Raw genomic sequence first — 22,947 nt, 5'->3', positions numbered from 1 at the left:
AATTTAACCAGTACTGCCTATCCCCGCTGCTACGCAGTTAATGGATAACAATAGTGGAACTAACACGTCTTCTATATTTTGGATTTCATCGCCTTCGCTTCGAAATTTCTTCACTAGTTCTACCTGTTCAATACCCACTTGATTGAGTGATTCGATGCGTCGATAGAAGTGGCGTTTAAAATTAGGGAAGCGATCACAGAGCTGGTCTTCGCCAGTAATTTTTAATATATTATTCTTCGTCAGTTCATATTCTTCTTTTATGTCAGAGAATATCTGAGTTCGATGTTCTTCGTTTGTAACCAGTTCGCAATACTTCTCAGCAACTTCCATATCTACTAGTAAAAGTGTTTTTTCAGCACCGTCTAATATTAATTTAAACAGCGGGTGTTTCTCGTACATTTTATTAAGGAGATCTGTGCCGAGTTCACCACGTATCTTGATGATTTGCTCTAAGCTGCTACCTACTCCATACCAGCCAGGGACTAGCAGTCTATTTTGCGTCCATGCAAATACCCAAGGAATAGCGCGTAGATCATCTAGAGAGGCTGCACCAAAGCGTCGCGCAGGGCGCGAACCAATTTTCATTAAGGTTAATTCTTCAACTGGACTGGCTTGCTGATAAAAGTCGACTAAACCCGGGTGCTCAATTAATTTTCGATACGCGACATAGGCGGTTCCAGAAAGCGCTTCTAGCACTTCATCTAATTCTGAATTGCTTTGGTATGCAGGGTCTTTGCCGGACATAAGTGAGTGCGTGATGACACTGGAAGCCAAAATTTCCATTTGTTCTTCAGCAAAGCCACGGTTTGCGTATTTATATGAAACCACTTCACCTTGTTCGGTAACTCGCATACGGCCATCAATAGTGCCAACCGGTTGCGCGGCAATCGCACGACCACTCGGCGCACCGCCACGACTCACCGAGCCGCCACGACCATGGAAAAATGAAATCGGTACTTTATGTTTTTCACCAGCTGCATGTATTTCTGATTGAGCTTTGCTGATAATCCAGTTAGAGGTAAGAAAGCCGCCATCTTTGTTAGAATCTGAGTAACCCACCATAACCTCTTGTGAGCCACCGAATTTTTTAATCGTGCGTCGCACAAATGCATGTTCTAAAAGTTCTTCTAATACAGCTGGGCCGTTTTCAAGATCATCAATAGTCTCTAGCAGTGGCACAATCATAATGCGACATGCTTCAAGTCCATCAGAATCAGTAAATAGTCCTACATACTTTGCTAATAGATATACACCCAGCACATCCGTTGCGGTTTGCGTCATACTTAATACGCATACACCAAATGCTTTTCGATCTAGTTTGTTTTGGAAATACTTAACTTGTTCGAGCATGGCCAACGTAGATTGCGCTTGTTTGGATAAATTATCGAAACGAGGAACTACACGTAGAGGTTGCGTTAATTGATTAACAATCCAGTTATTCCATTCTTCAGATGTTGGATCAGGTAAATCTATATGAGTTTTTTGGTGCAATGCTTGCCATATCTCTGCTAGCACACTATTAACTACCGTAGTATTTTCTCGAATGTCTAAGCTAACCGTTCTAAATCCAAAGGTGTCCACCATGTGTCGCAGAGGTCGTACATCTGCATCACTTAAATGTCCGCATTTGGCATCGGATAGTCCTTGTTCCAGAAGATAGAGGTCCGCCGATAAATCTGCTGCACGATGATAGGCAATTTTAGACTTACTTGGATCATTAATATGCTTCAAGGTCGCATCAATTCTGGCCAACATGTAACGCAAGTACTGCCTAAATATTTCACCTGGATTGCGTTGTGAATAGGCTTCTGTTTCGCCCAGCATTCCAAGTTTTTCTTGTAAAACTTTAGTAAAGTTTTCTGAAACGTTGACTGAATGATTAGCAATACTTAATTTAGAACCAAGCTCAAAAATATCTTGCCGATAACGTTTAATGCATGCTTTAGCATTCGTTTGTATTGCGGAAGCAGTAACTTTATGTGTGACATTTGGGTTTCCATCACGGTCTCCGCCAATCCATGATCCAAAACGGAAAATAGGAGGCACTTTAAATTCATAATGAGGATAGGCTTGTTCTAATGCGCGATCCAATTCTACATACAGTTCTTTTACACCATCAAATAATGATTCAACAAAAAAGTGCAAGCCCCAAGTTACTTCTTGTCCAACACTGGGCTTTTCTAAACGAATTTCGCCCGTTAACCAAAGTAAATCAATTTCGTTGCGAAGTTCATTAGCTAAGTCATCTCTTTCTCTAGGGGTCCAGCGTTCGAGTTCTAACTGTTTAAGTAATACATAGATTCGACGATGTACTTCTAATACCGTTACACGTTTCGCTTCTGTAGGGTGCGCTGTGATTACAGGGCTGATTAAACTATTATTTAGTAAGGTTTGAATATCTTCTGCGGAAATACCTTTTTGCTCAGCACTTGAGAAGGAATACGCAAAAGTGCCAGGTACACGATCACGATTATATTCTTTTTCAATTTGTCGACGTTGCTGCACCATGGCATTTTGTTCAGCAATGCTTAATAGTTGGAACCATATTCCATAGGTTTGCAGGACATATAGAATTTTTGAAGTAGGGCAGTCGCGAATATCTTGCTGACCATTAAAATAAGCTTCGATATCAGGTTGACGCGCTCGAATAACACTTAGTAGTTGTTGATAAAGTAACTCTACTAATTCATCTTCATAGGATGCCGCAGGATTGATAATCATACTGCCGGTGGCAACCTTGGTAAGTTGCGTCCAGGAAAGCGGGGAGTCGTTGTCAGTCATACTTGTTTTAGATTAATAATTTTAAGCTACACATAGTAAAAGAGGTCCAAAAAAGGACCTCTTCATAATAGGACTGATCTAGCCATTTTGATATGCCCGAATGGGCATAGATTGGCCGATGATGGCCTATCTACTGGCTTATACGAGCTTATCTCGTGGAGTTTCGCCTGCTTCAAATGCCTCTAGGTTCTCAAGCACTCGATTGCCCATGGCTACGCGTGTCTCGATAGAGGCACTACCTAAGTGCGGAAGTAGAACAGCATTCTCAAGTTCTAGAAAACGCTCATCTAACGCGGGTTCTCCTTCAAAAACATCAAGGCCTGCACCTGCAATTACACCACTCTTAAGAGCTTCGATGAGTGCATCATTATCAATTACATCTCCACGAGCAGAGTTGATTAAAAATGCAGAAGGCTTCATTTTCGCAAGGCTTTCTTTATTTAATAGATGGTAAGTATCTTTTCCGCCTGGGCAGTGAATAGAAACAAAATCAGAATTGGCTAATACTTCATCTATCGAGTCTACTTGTTGCGCATTGTACTTCTTAATTACGTCAGCAGGAGGTGGGTAAGGATCAGAAAAAATGATTTTCATACCGAAGCCATGATGCGCGCGTTGTGCCATGGCTTGTGCAATACGTCCCATGCCAATTAAACCTAATGTCTTGCCAGTGACTTTGGTGGCTAACAAGTGAGTAGGGCGCCATCCAGCCCAAGACTTAGAGCGTAATTCTCTTTCGCCTTCACTGGTGCGACGTGCAACCGTTAACATCAAAGTCATTGCAATATCCGCAGTACAAGCAGTTAATACTTCAGGTGTATTAGTAACGGTTAAGCCGCGTGCTTTGGCAGCATCTAAATCGATGTGGTTAAAACCAACACCAAAGTTACCAATGAACTTTGCGCGTAATGGTTCTGCACTGAGTACTTCTGCATCTACTGGATCAGTTACAGTTGGTAAAAATGCATCACAGTTAGCTAATGCTTCTTTCATTTCATCTTTGGACATGGCCACGTCATTTTCATTCAACGTTACGTCATATTTTTCTCGTAACGTGGCTTGAACTTCTTCAGGCCAGGCGCGTGAAACGATTACTTTTAATTTGCTCATTATTATTCTCTCCTACAAGCTTCAACTACGAGATGTCTTTCATTACTCTTTCCATCGTTGAGCCTAGCTCAGATGGATTTGGCGCAACAATAACACCTGCTTCTTCTAGCATTTCTACTTTCTCCGCAGCACTCTCACCTTTGCCTGAAACTATCGCGCCTGCGTGACCCATGCGACGACCTTTCGGTGCAGTTAAACCTGCAATATAAGCAACCAAAGGTTTGGTCATATGCTCTTTAAAGTATTCGGCAGCTTCCGCTTCTTGTGGGCCACCAATTTCACCAATCATCATCACCGCTTTGGTTTCAGGATCCGCTTCAAATAACTCTAAGATATCCTTGTGTGAACTTCCGTTGATGGGGTCGCCACCGATACCAATACTGGTGCTAATACCGATGCCTAATGCTTTCATTTGTGATGCAGCTTCATAGCCGAGTGTGCCAGAACGCGCAACTACTCCCACATTTCCGGTTTCATAAATATGGCCAGGCATAATGCCCAATAAACATTTTCCTGGGCTGATGCTACCAGCACAGTTAGGGCCGGTTAGGCGCATACGATCTTCTTTTTTGTAGCGATACATATAACGTTTAACACGCATCATGTCTTGAGCGGGAATTCCATCCGTGATGGAAACACAAGTTTTAATCCCTCCATCGGCAGCTTCCATAATTCCATCTGCAGCATAGCCACCTGGAACAAATACGATACTAGCTTCGGCACCGGTGCTTGCTACGGCATCTTTAACTGTATTAAACACAGGTAATCCCATGTGTGTTTGACCACCTTTTCCAGGAGTAACACCACCCACCACTTTGGTACCGTACTCAATCATTTCTTCAGCGTGAAAGGTTCCGATTTTGCCAGTAAAACCTTGAACAAGAACTTTAGTATTTTCATCAATCATTATTGTCATTTTATTTCTCCCTAGCCTTTTGCAACACGGTTGCGTTCGGCTACCGCTTTTTGTGCGGCTTCGTCTAAAGTATCCGCTGTAATGAGTGGTTGACCGCTGTCTTTTAGTATTTGCATACCTTTTTCAACATTGGTGCCAGAAAGTCGTACGATAACCGGTACTTTCACCTCTAATTTTTCAAACGCTTGTACAACACCTTCGGCGATCCAATCGCAACGATTAATACCAGCAAAAATATTAACTAATATTGCTTTTACCTTTTCATCATCAAGTACTAATTTGAATGCACTGGTAACACGTTCTGGTGAAGCGCCACCACCAATATCTAGGAAGTTGGCCGGTTCGCCGCCTTTATGCTTAATCATGTCCATGGTGGCCATAGCAAGACCGGCACCATTGATCATGCAACCGATATCGCCATCTAGGCCTACATAACTTAAGCCTCGATCTGACGCCGCTGTTTCGCGAGGATCTTCTTGCGATTTATCACGCAGTTCTGCAATCCGTGGACGGCGGAATAATGCGTTGTCGTCAAAACCCATTTTTGCATCGAGTGCTAATACGCGATCATCTTTAGTAATGACCATAGGGTTGATTTCAACCATAGTCGCATCGTAATCACGGAATGCACGATATGCACCTTTGATTGTGTGAACGGCTTGGCTCGTAAGTTCAGGCTTTATGCCTAATGCGAAAGCAAGTTCGCGTGCTTGAAAGTCACGCAGACCTACTGCAGGCTCAACTTCTAATTTGTGAATCGCTTCAGGCTTGGTTGCAGCCACTTCTTCGATATCCATACCACCTTCAGTTGAGGTTACAAAAACAACACGTTGCTTATCGCGATCAAGTACCAGTGCTAAATAAAGTTCTTTTAAAATATCCGTAGCTTGCTCGACGTAAAGTCGATATACCACTTTGCCGGCAGGGCCAGTTTGGTGAGTTACCAAGCGTTTGCCTAATAGTTCATCCGCTGCATTCCAAATTTCTTCGTCATTGCTGCATAGCTTGATACCGCCAGCTTTGCCGCGAGCACCAGAGTGTATTTGTGCTTTAATGGCCCATTTGCTGCCACCAATTTCTTTGGCTCGGTAAACTGCTTGTTCAGGGCTATATGCTAGTCCACCTGCTGCTATGCCTACGCCGCACTCGGATAATATTTCTTTTGCTTGATACTCATGGATATCCACTAAAATTCCCTCCCGAGAAAATGATTCGTTTTTATCTTATTGGCTTAATCTTGGAGGCCGCCTTATAGATCGTTGTAATTTCGGCAGACCAAACGACTTTTATAGCCTATTCTGACGCCCAAGGACAAACTCTCTTGTTGGGTAATTGCTCAATTCATGAGCAATAAGGATGGGCAAAAATAGAAATTCTAAAAGGAAGAAACAAAAGTGCCCGCAATGCGGGCACCTAGGACATAAAAAATAACAACAATAAAAGTTAGGTAATTCTAACTTTATGACTTCGCAGCAATGGCCTCAGCTGCTCTAACAACATTTTCTGCCATTTTTGCAGAAGCCGCATCGATCATTTTGCCATCTAATGTTGCCGCGCCTTTACCTTCTTTAGCTGCTTTTTCGAGTTCTTCAAGAATTCGATGCGCCTTGGCTACTTCAGCTTCTGGTGGAGAAAATACCTCATTCGCCATTTCGATTTGTGATGGGTGGATGGCCCACTTACCTTCAATACCTAATGCTGCGCCACGACGGCATGCAAGCATGTAGCCTTCAGGATCCTTGATATCACCAAATGGACCATCAATAGGACGCAATCCGTATGCACGACATGCAACCACCATGCGTGAAATAGCGGAATGCCATTGATCGCCAGGATAATCAGGATTTAAGCCACCGATATTGACCGTACGTGCACGAGTACTTGCTGAATAGTCCGCCACACCAAAGTGCAAGGCTTCTAGGCGTGGGCTAGATTGTGCAATGGCTTCTACATTGGCCATGCCTAGTGCGGTTTCAATGATTGCTTCTATGGCTATTTTGTTTTTAAACCCTTTTGCTTCTTCTATTTGAGTAAGAAGTGCATCCACCATGTATACGTCTGCTGGGTCACCTACTTTTGGAATAAAAATCGTATCTAGCTTACTACCCGCTTGTTCAACAAGATCAATGACATCACGATACATGAAATGAGTATCAAGACCGTTAATACGCACTACAATGGTTTTTCCTTTGCCTGCCCAGTCGATACCATTTACGGCTTCGATTGCATTCTTGCGTGCTTGTACTTTGTCTCCAGGAGCAACAGCATCTTCTAAATCTAAAAATACGAAGTCTGCATCGCAGTCGGCTGATTTTTCAATCATTTTAACGCTGGATGCAGGAACAGCAAGTTCACATCGCTGTACTCTTGATCTTGCTGGTGTAGGTTGTGTAAAACTCATAGTATGTACCTTCTATTTGTTATCTATTTATTTTCTATTCGTTATTTATTTCTTGGGGGCTTTTCTTTTAGCCGGTGCTTTTTTCTTAGGTGCTGCTTTCGGAGCAGCAAACTTTTTAATTTTCTTGCCGGTCTTGCGGTAGTACTCACCTGCAGCAGCAACGCCACTTCCTGGCTTAATTTTAATGCCTGCGTCTAGCAGTGCCATTTCTACAGTACCTAAAGCTGCCATCATACGCGCTTCGTTGTTATCGCCAAGGTGACCGATGCGGAAAACCTTACCCGCAACTTTAGATAAGCCAGCACCTAATGAAATGTTGTACTTATGGTATGCAATATGGATTACTTCATTCGCATTTTTGTTTTCAGGAACCAATATTGCAGTTACGGTATCTGAATTCAACTTAGAAGATTTTGCACAAGTTTTTAAGCCCCATGCTTTAACCGCAAGACGCACACCTTCTGCAAGACGGTAATGACGTTTGTGACAGTTATCAAGACCTTCGCCTAAAATCAAATCAATCGACGCACGCAGTCCACGTAACATGGGTACAGATGGAGTGTAAGGGAAGAAACCATCTTTGTTGGTATTAATGTGGTCTTGAATATCCAAGAAACAGCGTGCACATTTTGCAGATTTACGTTTTGCTAATGCGCGTGGGCTGAATGCCAAGATAGCCATGCCTGCTGGAAGCATGAAGCCTTTCTGAGAACCACTTACCGCGATATCAACGCCCCATTTATCCATTTGGAAATCGATACTGGCAACAGAACTTACACAGTCCACCATTAATAATGCAGGATGCTTAATTTGCTTTAGCATTTTGCCAACTGCACCAATATCACTGGTCACACCCGTTGCAGTTTCGTTATGGCAACAAACAACAGCTTTAATTTCATGATTCTTATCTGCTAGGAGAATTTTCTTAAACTTCTCAACAGGAACACCTTCACCCCATGGAGTTTCAATTAGATCAACTTCCAAGCCGATGCGGCAAGCCAGGTCGTACCATAAGTGGCTGAACTGACCAAAACGTGTAGTTAAGATTTTGTCACCTGGTGACATGGTGTTTGCTAAGGCAATTTCCCAACCCGCTGTACCGGTTGCTGGGAATAAAAAGCATGTGCCTTTAGTGGTTTTGAAAATCTTTTTAACGTCGCGTAATAAAGGCTTAACGAGTTCCGGAAAATCTGGTGCACGGTGATCTTCTTGAGGAACGATCATTGCGTTTTGTACTGCTTGTGGTATGTGTGTTGGGCCTGGGCAGAATAAATAATTTTTTCCAGGATAAGACAGTTTTTGTCCAGGCATTAAGAGAACCTTTATAAGTGATATTAATTTTTAGTTTAGAAGTAGCTCCGCTATATATAGTTTTTATTCGAGATGGCCAGAGCTGCCAATATATTTACGTGCAAACAAGTCGCGCGAAAGGTCAAGCATCTTGCCATAAGCCCTAAAGTGGCTCAAGCCATTTGCATATTACGAGTTGGGTATTATAGGGATATAAAAGTGGTTTTAGCGAATGTGTTGTATCAATTTGCAGTGAGCATTGCTTATAAGGTGTTTTGTAATTTGGCCGCATACAAAGTGTTTTCTAGTAAACAAGCTACCGTCATAGGTCCTGTGCCACCTGGCATAGGTGTGATGGCACCCGCTATTGATTGCACGGCATCAAAATCTACATCACCGCGAATACCTTCATCGGTTCGAGTGACGCCTACATCAATCACAGTAGCGCCTGGTTTGATGTGTTCCTGTTTAACAAGATGGGCAATTCCGGCTGCGGCAATCACAATGTCTGCTGATTTTGTAAATTTGCCAATATTACCACTACGAGAATGAGCCAAAGTTACCGTGGCATCTGTGCCTTTACGGCCTAGTAATAAAACTTGAGGGAGGCCAACTAAAGTAGAGCGTCCGATAACCACGGCGCGCTTGCCACTGGTTTCTATTTCATAGTGTTCGAGTATGCGCATCACGCCAAGAGGGGTGCAGGGCACTAATCCAGGTACACCACGAATTAGTTTGCCCAGATTATTTTCACTTAAACCATCGACATCTTTTTCAGGCGGCAATAAATCGATAATTTTATGTGTGTCGAGTTGTTTGGGTAACGGTAACTGAATCAAGATTCCATGCACGCTTGGATCATTCGCAAGCTTAATAATTTCTTCACAGGCTTGTGACATGGATATATTGCCAGCGAGTTCAACATGCTTGGATTGAATGCCAATGGCGGCTGCACGTTTTTCTTTCATGCCCACATAAAGTTTGCTAGCGGGATCGTCTCCTATTAGAACGGTGGCAAGCGTTACCTTTGCGTTAGGAGATTGTGCTAGCTGCTTGGCTATTTTACTTTGAACAGCTTCGGCAACCACGCTTCCATTCATAAGGATTGCGCCGCCAGGAGTCCTTTCATATTGTTTGGAAAATTCTGTAGTCATTTGAATATTATGCTTTAGAACTTGTGTTTAGGATAGGTGGGGGAAGTGATACCTAAATTAGGTTACGCAAAAAAAAAGCCGCTAGAAGTAGCGGCTTTTTTTAAACATGTACTACTTAATTATTCAGCAGGCTGTTTACTTGGATCTAGATAGATAAAGCTCTTACCTAACTTTCCATTGTAGTTGCCAGCAGAAATCATAATCAGTCCTGGTGTGTCTACCGAAGCTTTAATCGCAGCTTGCGTGGCATCAATAATCGGTTGCATACCTTGGCCATTCATGATGATTTCCATTACACAGTTAACGCCTTCTGGTAATCCAGCTTCAACCGTAGGATCATCTTGTAACATTGGGCAGAATTTTTCGTACGTGCTGGCAATGGTAAAGTCGTAGTTACTTCCAGCTTTTGAACCACTGCTTGCAATACCGCCAGGGAAGGTTGAGATAACACCCGGCATTGGTAGGATCGCTTCCACGCCTTTTTCTGCAGCAAGTAGTGCAGAATCCACACTGTCACCGAAGAACCAAAGGTTGCCGCCCATGAGCCCATCTGCATAACCAAGACGACGATCTAAAATGAATTCTCCACCTAGGGTTGGAATCCACCACATCTTGCGACCAAATCGTTCGATACGTTTCTGGTAACCGTTACCAAAGTAAGCCACTTTACGACCCATATGGTAATACTCTTCTGAATCAACCAAGTTGAAACATGAGGCGGTAGGGCAAGTCATAACGTTTTGACTGATACGCACTAATGCAGATTTTTCTAACGCTTTTACACGATCTTTGCGAAAGCGTGGAATGTGAAGTTGTACGATAGCCCCTGGGCGACCGTCAGGAGTCTCAAAACTTTCATCACCACCAGGACCGACATAGCGATCCATTCCAGCTTCACAATCACACAAGATTGAACTTGATGCGTTGCCCGTTGCAGCATTAACCGCGTGGTCTAGCCATTTGCGGTCACGTGCAGTGATTAAGAATTCTGTATAGAGACTTTTAAACGCTTCTGCGTAAGTATCATCAATTTTTGCAGCCATAATAATTAACCTCGACCGATGCCTTCGTACACAGCATCTTCAGTAACCACTTTGTCCATGAATACATCATGAGGCGCCACAAGAATTTCATCAAACATTTGTGACTCATAACATAGTGCTACTAGAGGACAATCTGCGCGAAGTTGCTCGAGTAAACGATCGTAATAGCCTTGACCATTACCCATGCGACCACCTTTCTTATCAAAGCCAGTGCCTGGAACCATAATGATGTCGATTTCTTCAGGAGTTACTTCTTTTTCTGGGTTGCCCCATAATTCTTTAGGTGGCTCTAGGATGTCCCATTTGCCAACAACCATTTCTTCCAAGCTTTCCATCCACCACAGGCCAAGCTTGTTATCGCCATTTTCGTCTTCAGTGCAATAAGGAACAATAATTTTCTTTTCCCCTTTATTAACTTCTGCAATTAATTCATCTTTAGTGCGAGTCTCTGAGCGGCAATCGATGTACCACATAGCAACATTAGATTTTTGGTATTCAGGAAGTGTCATAAAATTTGCACATGCTTTTGCGCTAACTTCTTCTTTATTTTCTTGTGCAGCACGGCGGTCATATGCTTCGCGACGCATTTTGTTTTTGCGCTCTATGACCTCTTCTAGTGCTTTACCTGTGAGTAATTCCGCCATCGACAGCTCCTTAAAGTTTTAGTGGTAATACTAAAGTGGTAATAATTAGAACGGGCAATCCTATCTACTTATTCCACGCCTGACAATTTATGCTTTATAGATACTTAGTAGCTCTGAATGAAGCCATTCTGAGTTCTTCAGAGACGAAAGACGATAATGCGATATCTTTTTCACGATTTACAATCACTTATGTGCTGGTAAATCAGTGATGCTTCCCTGCATCAAAGCGAATTTATAGAGCCATCAATTAGGTTAGTCCGTTACAGCGCCATTTGATGCGGAAGATACTTGTGCTGCATATTTAGCTAAAACCCCACGTTTATAACGGGGTTTAGGTGCAGTCCATTTCTTTTTACGCAGCGCGAGTTCTTTCTTAGATAGATTCACGTTGATTTCGCGCTTCTGTGCGTCAATGGTGATTTGATCGCCATTCTTTACTAGAGCGAGTGGCCCACCAACCGCAGCTTCTGGGGTGATGTGGCCGACCACAAAACCATGACTACCGCCTGAGAAGCGGCCATCGGTAATTAAAGCAACGTCTTTGCCGAGTCCTTTTCCCATGATTGCAGAAGTAGGTGACAACATTTCGCGCATCCCCGGTCCGCCTTGCGGGCCTTCATAGCGAATCACGATTACATCACCTTTCTTAATTCCACCATCTAGAATTTTTTCTAAAGCTTTTTCTTCTGACGCAAACACCCGCGCTTTACCGGTGAAATTTAAACCTTCTTTGCCGGAAATTTTAGCCACAGCTCCTTCGGGCGCTAAGTTTCCATATAGAATAACTAGATGGCTGTCTTTTTTTATTGGATTATCAAAATCACGAATAATATCTTGCGACTTTGGATAAGGCTTAACAGTTTTTAAATTTTGCGCCAATGTTTTGCCAGTCACCGTTAGGCAATCTCCATGTAATAATCCTTTGTCCAAGAGCATTTTCATCAGCGGTTGGATGCCGCCAATTTCTATCAGCTCGGACATCATGTATTTGCCGCTCGGGCGTAGATCTGCAAGAACCGGTACTTTTTTACCCACGCGAGTGAATTCATCAATGGTGAGTTTCACTCCCATAGCATGCGCCATGGCAAGTAAGTGCAGTACTGCATTGGTTGAACCGCCTAGAGTAATCAGAACCGTAATAGCATTTTGGAACGCTTTTTTAGTCATGATATCTTTGGGTAAAATATTTTGTTTAATTAAATCCATCACCGCTTCGCCAGCAGCGATGCAATCATTTTGCTTATCATTTGAAATGGCATTTTGTGCGGAACTATTAGGCAAACTCATACCTAAGGCTTCTATAGCTGAAGCCATGGTATTGGCGGTGTACATGCCGCCACATGAGCCGGCGCCAGGTATTGCTGTCGACTCAACTTGCTTAAGTTCTTGATCGCTTAATTCTTTTTTAGCGTGCTGCCCCACGGCTTCAAAAACGGAAACCACATCCACTTTTTTGTTTTTATAATTGCCAGGCATGATTGTTCCGCCATAGACAAATACTGAGGGACGATTCAAACGCGCGAGCGCAATCAAACATCCCGGCATGTTTTTGTCGCATCCGCCAATGGTGACGATGCCATCGAAACCTTCACAACCTGCCACCGTTTCTATTGAATCAGCAATTACTTCGCGAGACACCAAGGAGTACTTCATTCCCTCTGTGCCCATCGAAATGCCATCGGAGATTGTAATGGTGTTAAAGATTACCGCTTTGCCACCAGCCTGGTTCGCGCCTTTTGCAGCCTCATCAGCAAGTTTGTCGATGTGCATATTGCAGGGGGTAACCATGCTCCAGGTAGAAGCGATTCCAATCTGTGGCTTGTTGAAGTCTGCATCTTCAAAGCCTACTGCACGTAGCATGGCGCGGCTGGGCGCACGCTCAACCCCATCGACCACCATCGAGGAATATTTTCTACTAGCTTTGTTTTTAGTTTTTTGTTTGGCCACTTTTACACCATGCAGAGATTTACAGGCTGCATAGTGTAAATGTAATCGACTGCTGGTGTCAGCATATGTGTATCGATGTTTGGTTTATCGATTTATCGTTACATGGACGTATCTAATCAGACCTAGGCAAGAGTGGTTGTAGGGGAGTAAACCCGCACCATAATTACTTATGGGCTGCCACAACGGATTCTCGGGCAAGACTTTAGGGTTGATTTGTTGGTTGACTGAGTGATTTCGCGATGCGAGTCCAGGAATTCAGCACTACTGGGATCTAAAGAAATTGCACAGTTAATTGAACGTAATGATGACTGGTAACAAGATTGTGCTTGTAGACTATAGGCGAGATTGTTATAGATATCTGCCCGTTGCGGTTCCAATTCAATAGCACGCAAATAGAATTTAGTAGCGTTATCAGGATTGTCTAACGTTAAATGCGTATTCGCAGTACCCATTACGGCAACTAAACTATCTGGCCAACGTTTTGTAATGGTTTGATACGTTTGATTTGCGGCTTCGACTTGGCCTACTTCTTCTAAGTCTACTGCCGCTTGTAATACATTTATAAGATTGCGGTCATTGGGTAATGTGTCTGTTGGCAGCACTGCCATCGCCCAGCGTTTCGAACGTTTCCAGGTAAATTCAAACACACTCATTGATACCGCGTAATTTTTATTTGTGCCTGAGTGTAAATAAATTTGTTTTTTATTTAAGTCATAACCAATAACTAAAGCGTAATGCCAGACAGGGTAATATTTAATAGATTTGTTTTGTAAAATAATAACTGGGTGTCCCACCGAAACTTCGGCGAGTAAATAGACCAGTTCAGGAGTGAGCTCATATGCAATCATTCCGCGTTTGCGTACCGCTGCTTTCATTTCTGCTTGAAAACTGCCTTTGCGGCCTGGAGTGAACACATCTTTAGCAAGATTTTCAGGCGTTACATTTTTACTATAAAAATTCATTGCCATGGCTAAGCTAGAAGGGCCGCAATGAAATTGCTGTTGCGGGTAAAAGGGTACGTTTTTTATAAACGCTTTGGTCGGTAGGTCGTGCGGGCGCTCTATTTGTAATTGCTTAGTTTGAGGCGCAACGCATGCAGAAAGCGAGATTAAGAACAAAAAAATGCCCGCAATACAGCGGGCATTATTAAGTATGAAAAATATTTTACGGGCGATCAAATGCCGGTAAAGATATCGGTAATACCCGCAAGTTCAAGGACCAATACAACTAAAGCGATCACAAGAACAACCACTGCTGCGTCACCTGCTGCAGGTAATTCATCAAATTTCTTCGCCATCTGGCTTACTTCTTTATCTGTCAGAGAATCCACACGCGCTTGTGCTTGCTCCATAGTCAGGCCATTGGTTTCTAGTAGTAAACGAACCTCGTCACGTGACATAAGTGCGCGTAAGTCTTCACGGTCTTGCTGGATAGTTTGCTCAGATAGATAACTATCCGTTCCAACGATGCCAGCAAAAGCGGGTGAAATTTGTACAAAAATAAATGAAAGTATTAAAAGGTAAATTATGGATTTACTAAGTCTCATGCTTGACTCCTCTAGTTAGCATCTTCCTTATAATTGTTGTGGTTTATACGCCTAAGGTCAAGTCCAATTTAATAATAGGCCTCTAAGTCCTTGAATGCTCATTTATGAATGGATTATATCTATCCATCACGAAGGGAGACCAATAGAGGTTCAATGTCCAAAGTAATGCCAATTAAGCCCTTGGGAATACCACTAAATGTTCTAGATCCAGCTTTATACCAATCGGTTCACCAATTTTATGATTGTGGTGACTAGGCGCGTAACAGAGTACAAAATTGCCACTTTGAAGACGTAATTTGTAGAGGAATTCTGCGCCTCGAAAACGCTTTTCTTCAACCAGCGCAGTAATATGGCTACTATCGTCATGTGGAATGTCATCGGGCCGCACTAATAGGTCTACCGTGTCGCCAATAGCGTGCTCACCGTTAAGCGCACCTTTTACTTCACCAAATTCTGTATCCAGTGTTTCATCATTTACAACTGTAGCCGGAACCATGCTCCCCAAACCTACAAAGTCAGCGACAAAACGGGTTTTAGGTTTATGGTAAATATTGTAGGCACTGTCCCATTGAGCGATGTTGCCATTTTCCATTACTCCAATTTCATCGGCCATAGCAAAAGCTTCGAGCTGGTCATGGGTTACGAGTACTGCAGTTACATTTTCATGTTTAAGAATCTTGCGTACTTCAGTGGCAACCTGTTCTCTTAAGTCAGGATCTAAGCTTGAAAAAGGTTCGTCGAGTAAAAGAATTTCTGGTTTCGGTGCAAGTGCACGCGCTAAGGCAACGCGCTGTTGCTGGCCGCCAGATAGCTGATGCGGATATTTTTTTTCTTGTTGATCAAGTTCGGTTAATTCGAGCACATGTTTAGTTCTTGCCTGCTGTGCTGATTTTACAAGTGATTTAAGGCCAAAGTTAATATTTTGCTCGACCGTTAAATGTGGAAACAATGCTAAATCTTGAAACATCATACCCAGGTTCCGATTTTCCGGTGCTAAGGAATAACCTGGTTTGCCGAACAATTTGTCGTGCACATAAATTTCGCCTTTGGCAACGGGCTGAAACCCTGCAAGAGTTCGCAATAAAGTTGTTTTGCCGCAGCCACTTGGCCCTAACATTGAAGCAATTTGACCTTGCTGTAATTGCAACGAAACATTCTGCAATACTTTTCTGCCTTGCAGTTCAACACTAAGGTTGCGCACATCCAGTCTTGTGGTCATAATTTTTTATTCACTATTATTCTTTGGCATAATCGCATCTTGGTATTACTGATTCTTAGTGATAGAGCGATTTAGGATTAGGATGGGCAGGATACCTACTGCAACGATGAGTAGTGCACTACAAGCTGAATCCGCTAATCGTTCGTCTGATGCTAGCTCATAAGTTCGAACAGCGAGGGTATTAAAATTAAATGGGCGCAATACTAATGTTGCAGGCAGTTCTTTTATTACTTCGACAAATACAAGTAATGCTGCAGTAAGCACACCGCTACGGATTAAGGGTAGATGCACACTGAAGAAACGATCAAAAGTTTTATGCCCTAATAGTTGTGCAGCATCATCAACATTGCGGTGAATTTTAGCAAGACTTGCATCAACAGAGTTAAGGCCGATTGCCATGAAGCGCACAACATGCGCAAAAACCAGTGCTGCAAGTGTGCCAGTTAATAGTAAGCCACTCGATATTCCAAAGTTGTTTTCTAACCAAGAATCCAACGCATTATCGAACCATGCAAAAGGTAGTAAGACACCTACTGCAATAATAATTCCTGGAACGGCATAACCCATTGCGCTGATATTAACACTGTAAGGGACGATATAATGAGAGCTTACGCGTTTCCCATAGGCCAGAAAGGTTGCAGCTGCTACAACGAGTGTTGCAACCATTAATGCAAGTCTAATGGTGTTAAAAACCAATTCGTAAAACGAGTTGTTAACAATATCCGGTGCTGTTTTGATGGCCCAGAAAAATAACTGTAGTGCTGGAATAATAAATCCTAACAAAATGGGTATTGAGCAAATAAATATTGCTAACGTTGCTTTGGTGCCTGATAAGGGGTAGCGCCATTTTTTTTGTGCGTTAGAAAGATTCTGATATTTTTCTGATTTACGACTGTAACGTTCGATAATTATTACTAGAAACACAAAAAGTAATAATAGGCTGGCTAATTGTGTAGCAGCAACACGATCACCCAGTCCAAACCATGTACGAAAGATTCCTGTGGTAAAGGTAGGAATGCCAAAATAATGTACGGTTCCATAGTCTGCTAAAGTTTCCATTACCACGAGTGTTAAACCAGCAATTATCGCGGGTCTTGCTAAAGGTAATGCAGCTTTTAGGAATGTTTTACCTAGGCCTATACCTAGTATATGACTGGCTTCGCGAAAGCTTGCTGATTGCTCTGAAAAAGCGGTGCGTGTAAGTAAATAGATATACGGATAGAGCACCAATGATAGCATCGTGATTGCACCGCTAAGAGTGCGCACTTGTGGAAACCAGTAATCTCCAAATCCCCAGCCAAATTGTTCGCGTATGATACTTTGTATTGGGCCAGCAAAATCCAGCAAGCCTGTGTAGGTATAAGCGATGATATAGGGTGGAAAGGCGAGAGGAAGAAGTAATAACCAACTAAATATTTTACGTCCCGGAAATTCGCATACGCTACATAACCAAGCCGTTGTTATTCCAATGGTGAGCGTGCCAACGCTGACCCCGATTACTAGCAGGAGTGAGTTTTTTATGTATTCTGTTAGTACTGTAGCTTTGAGATGTTGCCAAACATCGCTACTTGGAAGAATTATTGAAGATAAGACCGTAAGAACAGGAATGCTAATCAATAAGGCAATAACGACTGTGCCTAGAATCCATCCAAAGTTGCTTTTTTGCTGCAAAAAATTGCGCAATAAAATGTGTTGCTTGTCAATTTCGTGAGTTGCGTCCATGGGATGGTTACAGAAGTATTTTTATTTATCTAATTCCACTAGCTCATTTCCATTTGGCACGATCCATAATCATCACGGCTTGCGCATTATGTTCGCCGAGATGATGCAAGTTTAATGAATCAGCCTTAAATTCACCCCATGACTGTAAGATCTCACTAGGTTGTATCCCTGGTTTGATAGGGTACTCAAGATTTTTTTCTGCATACCATTGTTGTGCGGCATCACTTACTAAGAATTCTAGTAATTGGAGGGCAGCTTCCTTGTTTTTAGATGAAGCGGTTATGGCGGCACCGCTAATATTGACATGTGTGCCTCTATCTTTTTGGTTTGGCCAAAATATTTTTACCTTTTTAGCTGCTTCAGCTTCCGATTCATTTTTAGAGGTCAGCATATTGCCAAGATAATAATTGTTTACTAATGCGATATCACACTGTCCTGCTGCAATGGCTTTAATTTGATCGCGATCTCCACCTTGAGGCGGCCGAGCAAAGTTTTTTACAAATGATTCAGTCCATTTAAAGGTATCTTCTTCGCCTAACTGCGCAATTAAAGAAGCGACGAGTGATTGGTTATATATGTTGTCCGAGGATCGTATACAAATTTTTTGTTTCCATTTCAGATTAACTAATGCTTCATAAGTTGAGAGTTGATCGGGCTGCACACGATCTGTAGCGTAAACGATTGGCCGTGCACGTAGTGTTAGGCCAAACCAGTAGCCCTCTGGATCTCGATATTGTTCTGGGATCGAGATTGTTAACGTTTCGGAGTCAATTTTTTGTAAGACCTTTGCATTTTTTGCACGGTATAGACGACCCGCATCTGTGGTAATTAAAATATCTGCGGGGCTGTTTTTACCTTCACTAATTAAACGCTGCAATAGTGCATCCGCTTTTCCTGTAATGAGATTAACTTTAATGTCAGTGTCTTGCTCAAACTTTTCAAGAATGGGTTTGATGAGATCTTCTTTTCTCGCAGAATAAATATTAACTTCAGCGGCGCTGGCGACTGCAGCTAACAGCAACATTCCTAGAGCGATGGTTGAGTAAATTTTAGGTAGAATATTTGTATTCATATATGCACCGATCATTGTTGATATAATCCATACTATAATTATGGATAAACTTAATATAAATGATACCTATTCTCATTAGCATTTAGAATATCTAAATCGCACAGGTTGGCCAACAGGCTGGCTAATTGACTGGTTTGAATAGATGTCTCGAAGGTTGTTATATACCAATGCTTAAGCCTGCGCCTAAAACCGCAATATCTAAGTTTCAACAAGATTTTGATACCGTTCTTGTTGATCTCAAAAATGATTCAAATATTCTTGAGAATAGAGACGAGCTGTTCGCAGTTTGGTATGCGAGTCCCTTTATAAAGCGTGTTTGTATTTCCCATCCTGGGTGGCTAAAAAAGTTATTGGCCAGTGGAGAACTGCATGTTGATTACGATATAGAAGTATATCGTCACTTGTTGAGTGAGGCCATTTCAGAGGCTAATAGTGTTGAGGGGTTGCAACAACTATTACGACAGATAAGAGCAACTTGCTTTGCAAGAATTGCTTGGCGGGATCTTCAGCAAAACACGACAGTACAACAAACACTAAGTGAATTAAGCTTTTTTGCAGAAATTTGTGTTCAAGAAACATTGCAATGGTGTTTTGATTGGCTTCAGTCACAATCGCTTGTCAAAGATTTTGTAAAAACTTTACCGCAAAACATTGTTATTTTTGCGTTAGGTAAATTAGGTGGAGGCGAACTTAATTTTTCATCAGATATCGATATTGTTTTTGCCTATTCTGATAACGATGAAAATAATCAACAAGTAGTTGGGCAAGAGCAAGCAGGTAAGGCGATAGAGTTTTACCTTAAAGTCGTTCAGTTATTTATAAAAATTCTTTCTGAGCCAACTCAGGATGGGTTTGTGTTTCGTGTTGATACAAGACTAAGGCCATTTGGAAATTCTGGAACACTTGTTCCTAGTTTTCTATCTATTGATCAATACTTTCAGGCTCATGGGCGTGACTGGGAGCGTTATGCGTGGATGAAAGCGCGTGTGATTGCTGGAGATCGTCAAGTTGGCGAACATTTCCTGCAAGAAGTCACTCCCTTCATATATCGACGTTATCTTGATTATGGGACGATACAGTCATTGCGAGAAATGAAGGCTTTGGTGGATGCAAAAGCACGTCAAGATGCAGCAAAAGAAAATTTGAAGATTGGTTTTGGCGGTATCCGTGAAATTGAATTTATTGCGCAGATGTTTCAACTTATCTATGGAGGGAAAGATTCGTCATTACGCATTCGTTCTACACTCAAAGCTTTGCAGCAGTTGCAAGAGCAGAGCTTGCTTAGTGCTGAGTGGACTGAGAATTTGACAGATGCTTATTTATTTTTACGTAAGGCGGAGAATGGTTTGCAGCTTCGTGAAGATCAGCAAATCCATGCGCTACCGTTTGAGCGTCAACAGCAGGCGCACTATGCATATTTAATGGGGGTGCAAGATTGGCCAGCATTTTATGTTGAGTATAAAAAGTATACAAATATAGTAAATACTGTATATCAATCTTTATTAGAAACGACGAATCTGCAAATGAAGATGGACATGATGAAGAAGAGTTAGAAAAGGTATGGCTTCAGATTGACGATGAACAGCATTGTTTAAATGTTTTAACAAAAAATTACTTTAGTGACGCAAAGTTTATTTATGAGCAGCTGAATAACTTTGCCGTAAGCAGTCTTGTGAAAAAGCTTATTCCGGTAGCAAGAACTAGGTTAGATAGCTTCATGCCAATATTTTTGCAACAACTTTTGCAATTTGAAGAGCCGTTGCCAATTTTTAATCGGTTTTTAAATATATTGAAAAAAATTGTACAGCGTTCTACTTATATTTCTTTGCTGATTGAGAATAAAAACAAGATTTCAAAACTCTTTGAGCTTATACATGCAAGCCCATGGGTCTCGCAATATCTTGCAACCCATCCTATTTTACTTGACGAAATACTAAGTATGGATGATGCATACGAGCCACCGGGCATGCTCGAAATGCAGCAACAACTAACCGCAAGTTTAGTGAATTTCGATTCCGACTTGGAAAAATACATGGAAGCTTTGCGCGAATTTAAGCATACGCAAATGATCCAAATAGCTGCTGCAGATATTGTAGAAAATTATCCAATCATGAAAGTAAGTGATCATTTGTCATGGTTAGCCGAAACCTGTATCAATAGTGCAGTCCAGTATTCCTATAATATGTTGCTAGAACAGCATGGTGAACCACAATGCGTATTGGGTGAGCAGACTTACGTGCCAGAGGTGTTAATTGTTGAATACGGAAAGTTGGGTGGTTTGGAGCTGGGCTATGGTTCAGATTTAGATATTGTATTTTTGCACAACAGTATGGGAGAAAATTGTGAGACAAGTGGAGATGGAGCTGCAGGCAGTAAAAAAATACATAACGATATTTTTTTTACTCGTCTTGTGCAAAAGTCTATTCATAGTTTGTCTACAGTTACAGCAGGTGGCAAAGTTTTTGATACTGACTTGCGACTACGTCCGCATGGAGAGTCGGGATCAATTGTTAGTTCGATGCATGCATACGAAAATTATCTAATTAATGATGCTTGGATGTGGGAGCATCAGGCATTAGTGCGTGCACGCGCCATAACGAGCAGTCAGAAGCTCAGTAAAGAGTTTTTAAGAATCAGGCAACGAGTGTTGTGTCAATCACGCGTAGTTGGAGACGTTCAGTCTTCAATTATAGAAATGCGAAACAAAATGCTGGATGCGAATCCAGTTAACACAGAAGCTGATTTTAACATTAAGAAAGATGTGGGAGGGGTAATTGATATTGAGTTTATCGTGCAATTTCTTGTGCTGAGTTATTCTGATAAGCATCCTCAAATTTGTGAGCATACTGATAATATAAGAATTCTTGATGCCTGCGCGCAGGCAGATTTGTTGGGGCAGCAGAATGTACAAGAGCTGAAAGAAATTTACCTAAAATACCGTAAGTATTTGCATCAACTAAGCTTAAGGTTATTGCCTGAAACTGTGGGTATGAATGTATTTGAAAATGAGCGAATCGCGGTGCAAAATAATTGGGCAAGTCTGTTACACTCAGATGCTACTTAATTTACAATGCAATTCTGCATATTTGTGATTACGTTTTCTTGGCTGTATTTAGAGTAATTTATAGGGAGTTAAGCTCAGGTGTTGATGTCTGATAGAGATGGATGGATTTGGTATGACGGTGAATTTGTGCCGTGGCGCGAAGCGACTACACATGTACTTACGCATACCCTGCATTATGGAGCAGGTGTGTTTGAAGGTGTTCGTGCTTATAAGGCAGAACAAGGGACGGCAATATTTAGATTGTACGATCATACCGAAAGACTTTTCAATTCAGCAAAAATAATTGGCATGCCAATGCCATTTTCAGCAGAAGAAATCAATCAAGCGCAGATTGATGTAATTAATAAAAATGAATTGAGCTACGGATATATGCGGCCGATGTGTTTTTACGGTTCAGAGGGTATGGGGTTGCGTGCGGATAATTTGAAGACACATTGCATTGTTGCTGCATGGGAGTGGGGATCATATTTAGGCGAAGAAAATATGAAGAATGGCATACGAGTAAAAACATCATCCTACTCACGACACCATGTAAATGTTGCAATGTGCAAAGCAAAATTAAATGGCAATTACGTGAACTCTATGCTGGCATTAAACGAAGCATTGCATGACGGTTATGATGAAGCGTTATTGTTAGATGTTGATGGCTTTGTGGCTGAAGGTAGTGGTGAAAATGTATTTATCGTTAAGAAAGGTAAATTGTATACACCAGAGCTAACCTCAGCATTAGATGGAATTACGCGTAAAACAATTATCACACTTGCAGGTTTGCTCGATATTCCTGTCATAGAAAAACGTATCACTCGCGATGAAATGTATACCGCTGACGAAGCGTTTTTTACTGGAACTGCGGCTGAAGTCACTCCCATTCGAGAACTAGATAATCGCATGATAGGTGAAGGTGTCCGAGGCGAAATTACAACAAAACTTCAATCAATGTATTTCGATTCTGTGTATGGCCGTCATAACTACGATGATTCATGGCTTTCTTATGCAACTCTAGTAGCTTAACTCTTTGGTTATTTTGCCTAGATAGTA

18 protein-coding genes are annotated in these 22,947 nt (G+C 41.9%); 3 read left to right on the top strand and 15 right to left on the bottom strand.

Features of this window, described 5'->3' with window-relative positions:
* Positions 1 to 3: 3 nt before the first annotated feature.
* The 15 genes from GKR92_07830 to GKR92_07760 all read right to left on the bottom strand — a co-directional run bounded on the left by GKR92_07830 (position 4) and on the right by GKR92_07760 (position 18,845).
* Positions 4 to 2,781: a phosphoenolpyruvate carboxylase gene (locus GKR92_07830; GenBank protein QMU61610.1), complete on the bottom strand. Its 2,778-nt coding sequence runs from the start codon at positions 2,779 to 2,781 to the stop codon at positions 4 to 6.
* Between the two features lie 138 nt (positions 2,782 to 2,919).
* On the bottom strand, positions 2,920 to 3,891 hold the full coding sequence (locus tag GKR92_07825; protein ID QMU61609.1) for a D-glycerate dehydrogenase: 972 nt from the start codon (positions 3,889 to 3,891) through the stop codon (positions 2,920 to 2,922).
* A 25-nt stretch (positions 3,892 to 3,916) separates the two neighbouring features.
* Positions 3,917 to 4,807 (bottom strand): succinate--CoA ligase subunit alpha, encoded by an 891-nt coding sequence (gene sucD / locus GKR92_07820; protein ID QMU61608.1) that lies wholly within the window; start codon positions 4,805 to 4,807, stop codon positions 3,917 to 3,919.
* 11 nt (positions 4,808 to 4,818) lie between these two features.
* Positions 4,819 to 5,994, bottom strand: coding sequence for a malate--CoA ligase subunit beta (locus GKR92_07815; protein ID QMU61607.1), 1,176 nt, complete (start codon positions 5,992 to 5,994; stop codon positions 4,819 to 4,821).
* Positions 5,995 to 6,266: 272 nt separating this feature from the next.
* Positions 6,267 to 7,208, bottom strand: a complete 942-nt coding sequence (locus GKR92_07810) for a CoA ester lyase (protein QMU61606.1) — start codon at positions 7,206 to 7,208, stop codon at positions 6,267 to 6,269.
* Between the two features lie 45 nt (positions 7,209 to 7,253).
* Positions 7,254 to 8,519 carry an aminotransferase class V-fold PLP-dependent enzyme gene (locus GKR92_07805; GenBank protein ID QMU61605.1) on the bottom strand — a complete coding sequence of 422 codons (1,266 nt, stop codon included), beginning with the start codon at positions 8,517 to 8,519 and terminating at the stop codon, positions 7,254 to 7,256.
* A 242-nt stretch (positions 8,520 to 8,761) separates the two neighbouring features.
* A complete protein-coding gene (locus GKR92_07800) occupies positions 8,762 to 9,652 on the bottom strand; it encodes a bifunctional 5,10-methylene-tetrahydrofolate dehydrogenase/5,10-methylene-tetrahydrofolate cyclohydrolase (protein QMU61604.1) in 891 nt (296 codons plus the stop codon).
* Between the two features lie 119 nt (positions 9,653 to 9,771).
* Entirely contained in the window at positions 9,772 to 10,695 is a 924-nt protein-coding gene (gene fhcD, locus GKR92_07795; protein ID QMU61603.1) for a formylmethanofuran--tetrahydromethanopterin N-formyltransferase, read from the bottom strand.
* 5 nt (positions 10,696 to 10,700) lie between these two features.
* Positions 10,701 to 11,339, bottom strand: a complete 639-nt coding sequence (locus GKR92_07790; GenBank protein QMU61602.1) for a 5-formyltetrahydrofolate cyclo-ligase — start codon at positions 11,337 to 11,339, stop codon at positions 10,701 to 10,703.
* A gap of 252 nt (positions 11,340 to 11,591) precedes the next feature.
* Entirely contained in the window at positions 11,592 to 13,238 is a 1,647-nt protein-coding gene (gene ilvD / locus GKR92_07785; GenBank protein QMU62744.1) for a dihydroxy-acid dehydratase, read from the bottom strand.
* 215 nt (positions 13,239 to 13,453) lie between these two features.
* Positions 13,454 to 14,464 (bottom strand): PA2778 family cysteine peptidase, encoded by a 1,011-nt coding sequence (locus GKR92_07780; GenBank protein ID QMU61601.1) that lies wholly within the window; start codon positions 14,462 to 14,464, stop codon positions 13,454 to 13,456.
* Positions 14,461 to 14,832 (bottom strand): PA2779 family protein, encoded by a 372-nt coding sequence (locus tag GKR92_07775; GenBank protein ID QMU61600.1) that lies wholly within the window; start codon positions 14,830 to 14,832, stop codon positions 14,461 to 14,463. The genes GKR92_07780 and GKR92_07775 overlap by 4 nt, the downstream gene beginning before the upstream one ends.
* Positions 14,833 to 15,004: 172 nt before the next feature.
* Positions 15,005 to 16,051, bottom strand: coding sequence for an ATP-binding cassette domain-containing protein (locus tag GKR92_07770; protein QMU61599.1), 1,047 nt, complete (start codon positions 16,049 to 16,051; stop codon positions 15,005 to 15,007).
* Between the two features lie 45 nt (positions 16,052 to 16,096).
* Complete coding sequence (locus tag GKR92_07765; protein ID QMU61598.1) at positions 16,097 to 17,773, bottom strand: ABC transporter permease subunit; 1,677 nt, start codon at positions 17,771 to 17,773, stop codon at positions 16,097 to 16,099.
* A gap of 43 nt (positions 17,774 to 17,816) precedes the next feature.
* Complete coding sequence (locus GKR92_07760) at positions 17,817 to 18,845, bottom strand: extracellular solute-binding protein (GenBank protein QMU61597.1); 1,029 nt, start codon at positions 18,843 to 18,845, stop codon at positions 17,817 to 17,819.
* A gap of 167 nt (positions 18,846 to 19,012) precedes the next feature.
* On the opposite strand from GKR92_07760, the gene GKR92_07755 reads away from it, so the two are divergent.
* The 3 genes from GKR92_07755 (at position 19,013) to GKR92_07745 (ending at position 22,920) form a co-directional block, all read left to right on the top strand.
* Entirely contained in the window at positions 19,013 to 20,398 is a 1,386-nt protein-coding gene (locus GKR92_07755) for a hypothetical protein (protein ID QMU61596.1), read from the top strand.
* Positions 20,335 to 21,909, top strand: a complete 1,575-nt coding sequence (gene glnE, locus GKR92_07750; GenBank protein QMU61595.1) for a bifunctional [glutamate--ammonia ligase]-adenylyl-L-tyrosine phosphorylase/[glutamate--ammonia-ligase] adenylyltransferase — start codon at positions 20,335 to 20,337, stop codon at positions 21,907 to 21,909. The genes GKR92_07755 and glnE overlap by 64 nt, the downstream gene beginning before the upstream one ends.
* A gap of 84 nt (positions 21,910 to 21,993) precedes the next feature.
* Positions 21,994 to 22,920 (top strand): branched-chain amino acid transaminase, encoded by a 927-nt coding sequence (locus GKR92_07745; GenBank protein QMU61594.1) that lies wholly within the window; start codon positions 21,994 to 21,996, stop codon positions 22,918 to 22,920.
* Positions 22,921 to 22,947 lie beyond the last annotated feature (27 nt).

The organism is Gammaproteobacteria bacterium, from assembly GCA_014075255.1.
GTDB lineage: Bacteria > Pseudomonadota > Gammaproteobacteria > UBA4575 > UBA4575 > JABDMD01.
Note: the sequence above shows the minus strand (reverse complement) of the source record. Positions and strands in the feature narration are given on the sequence as shown.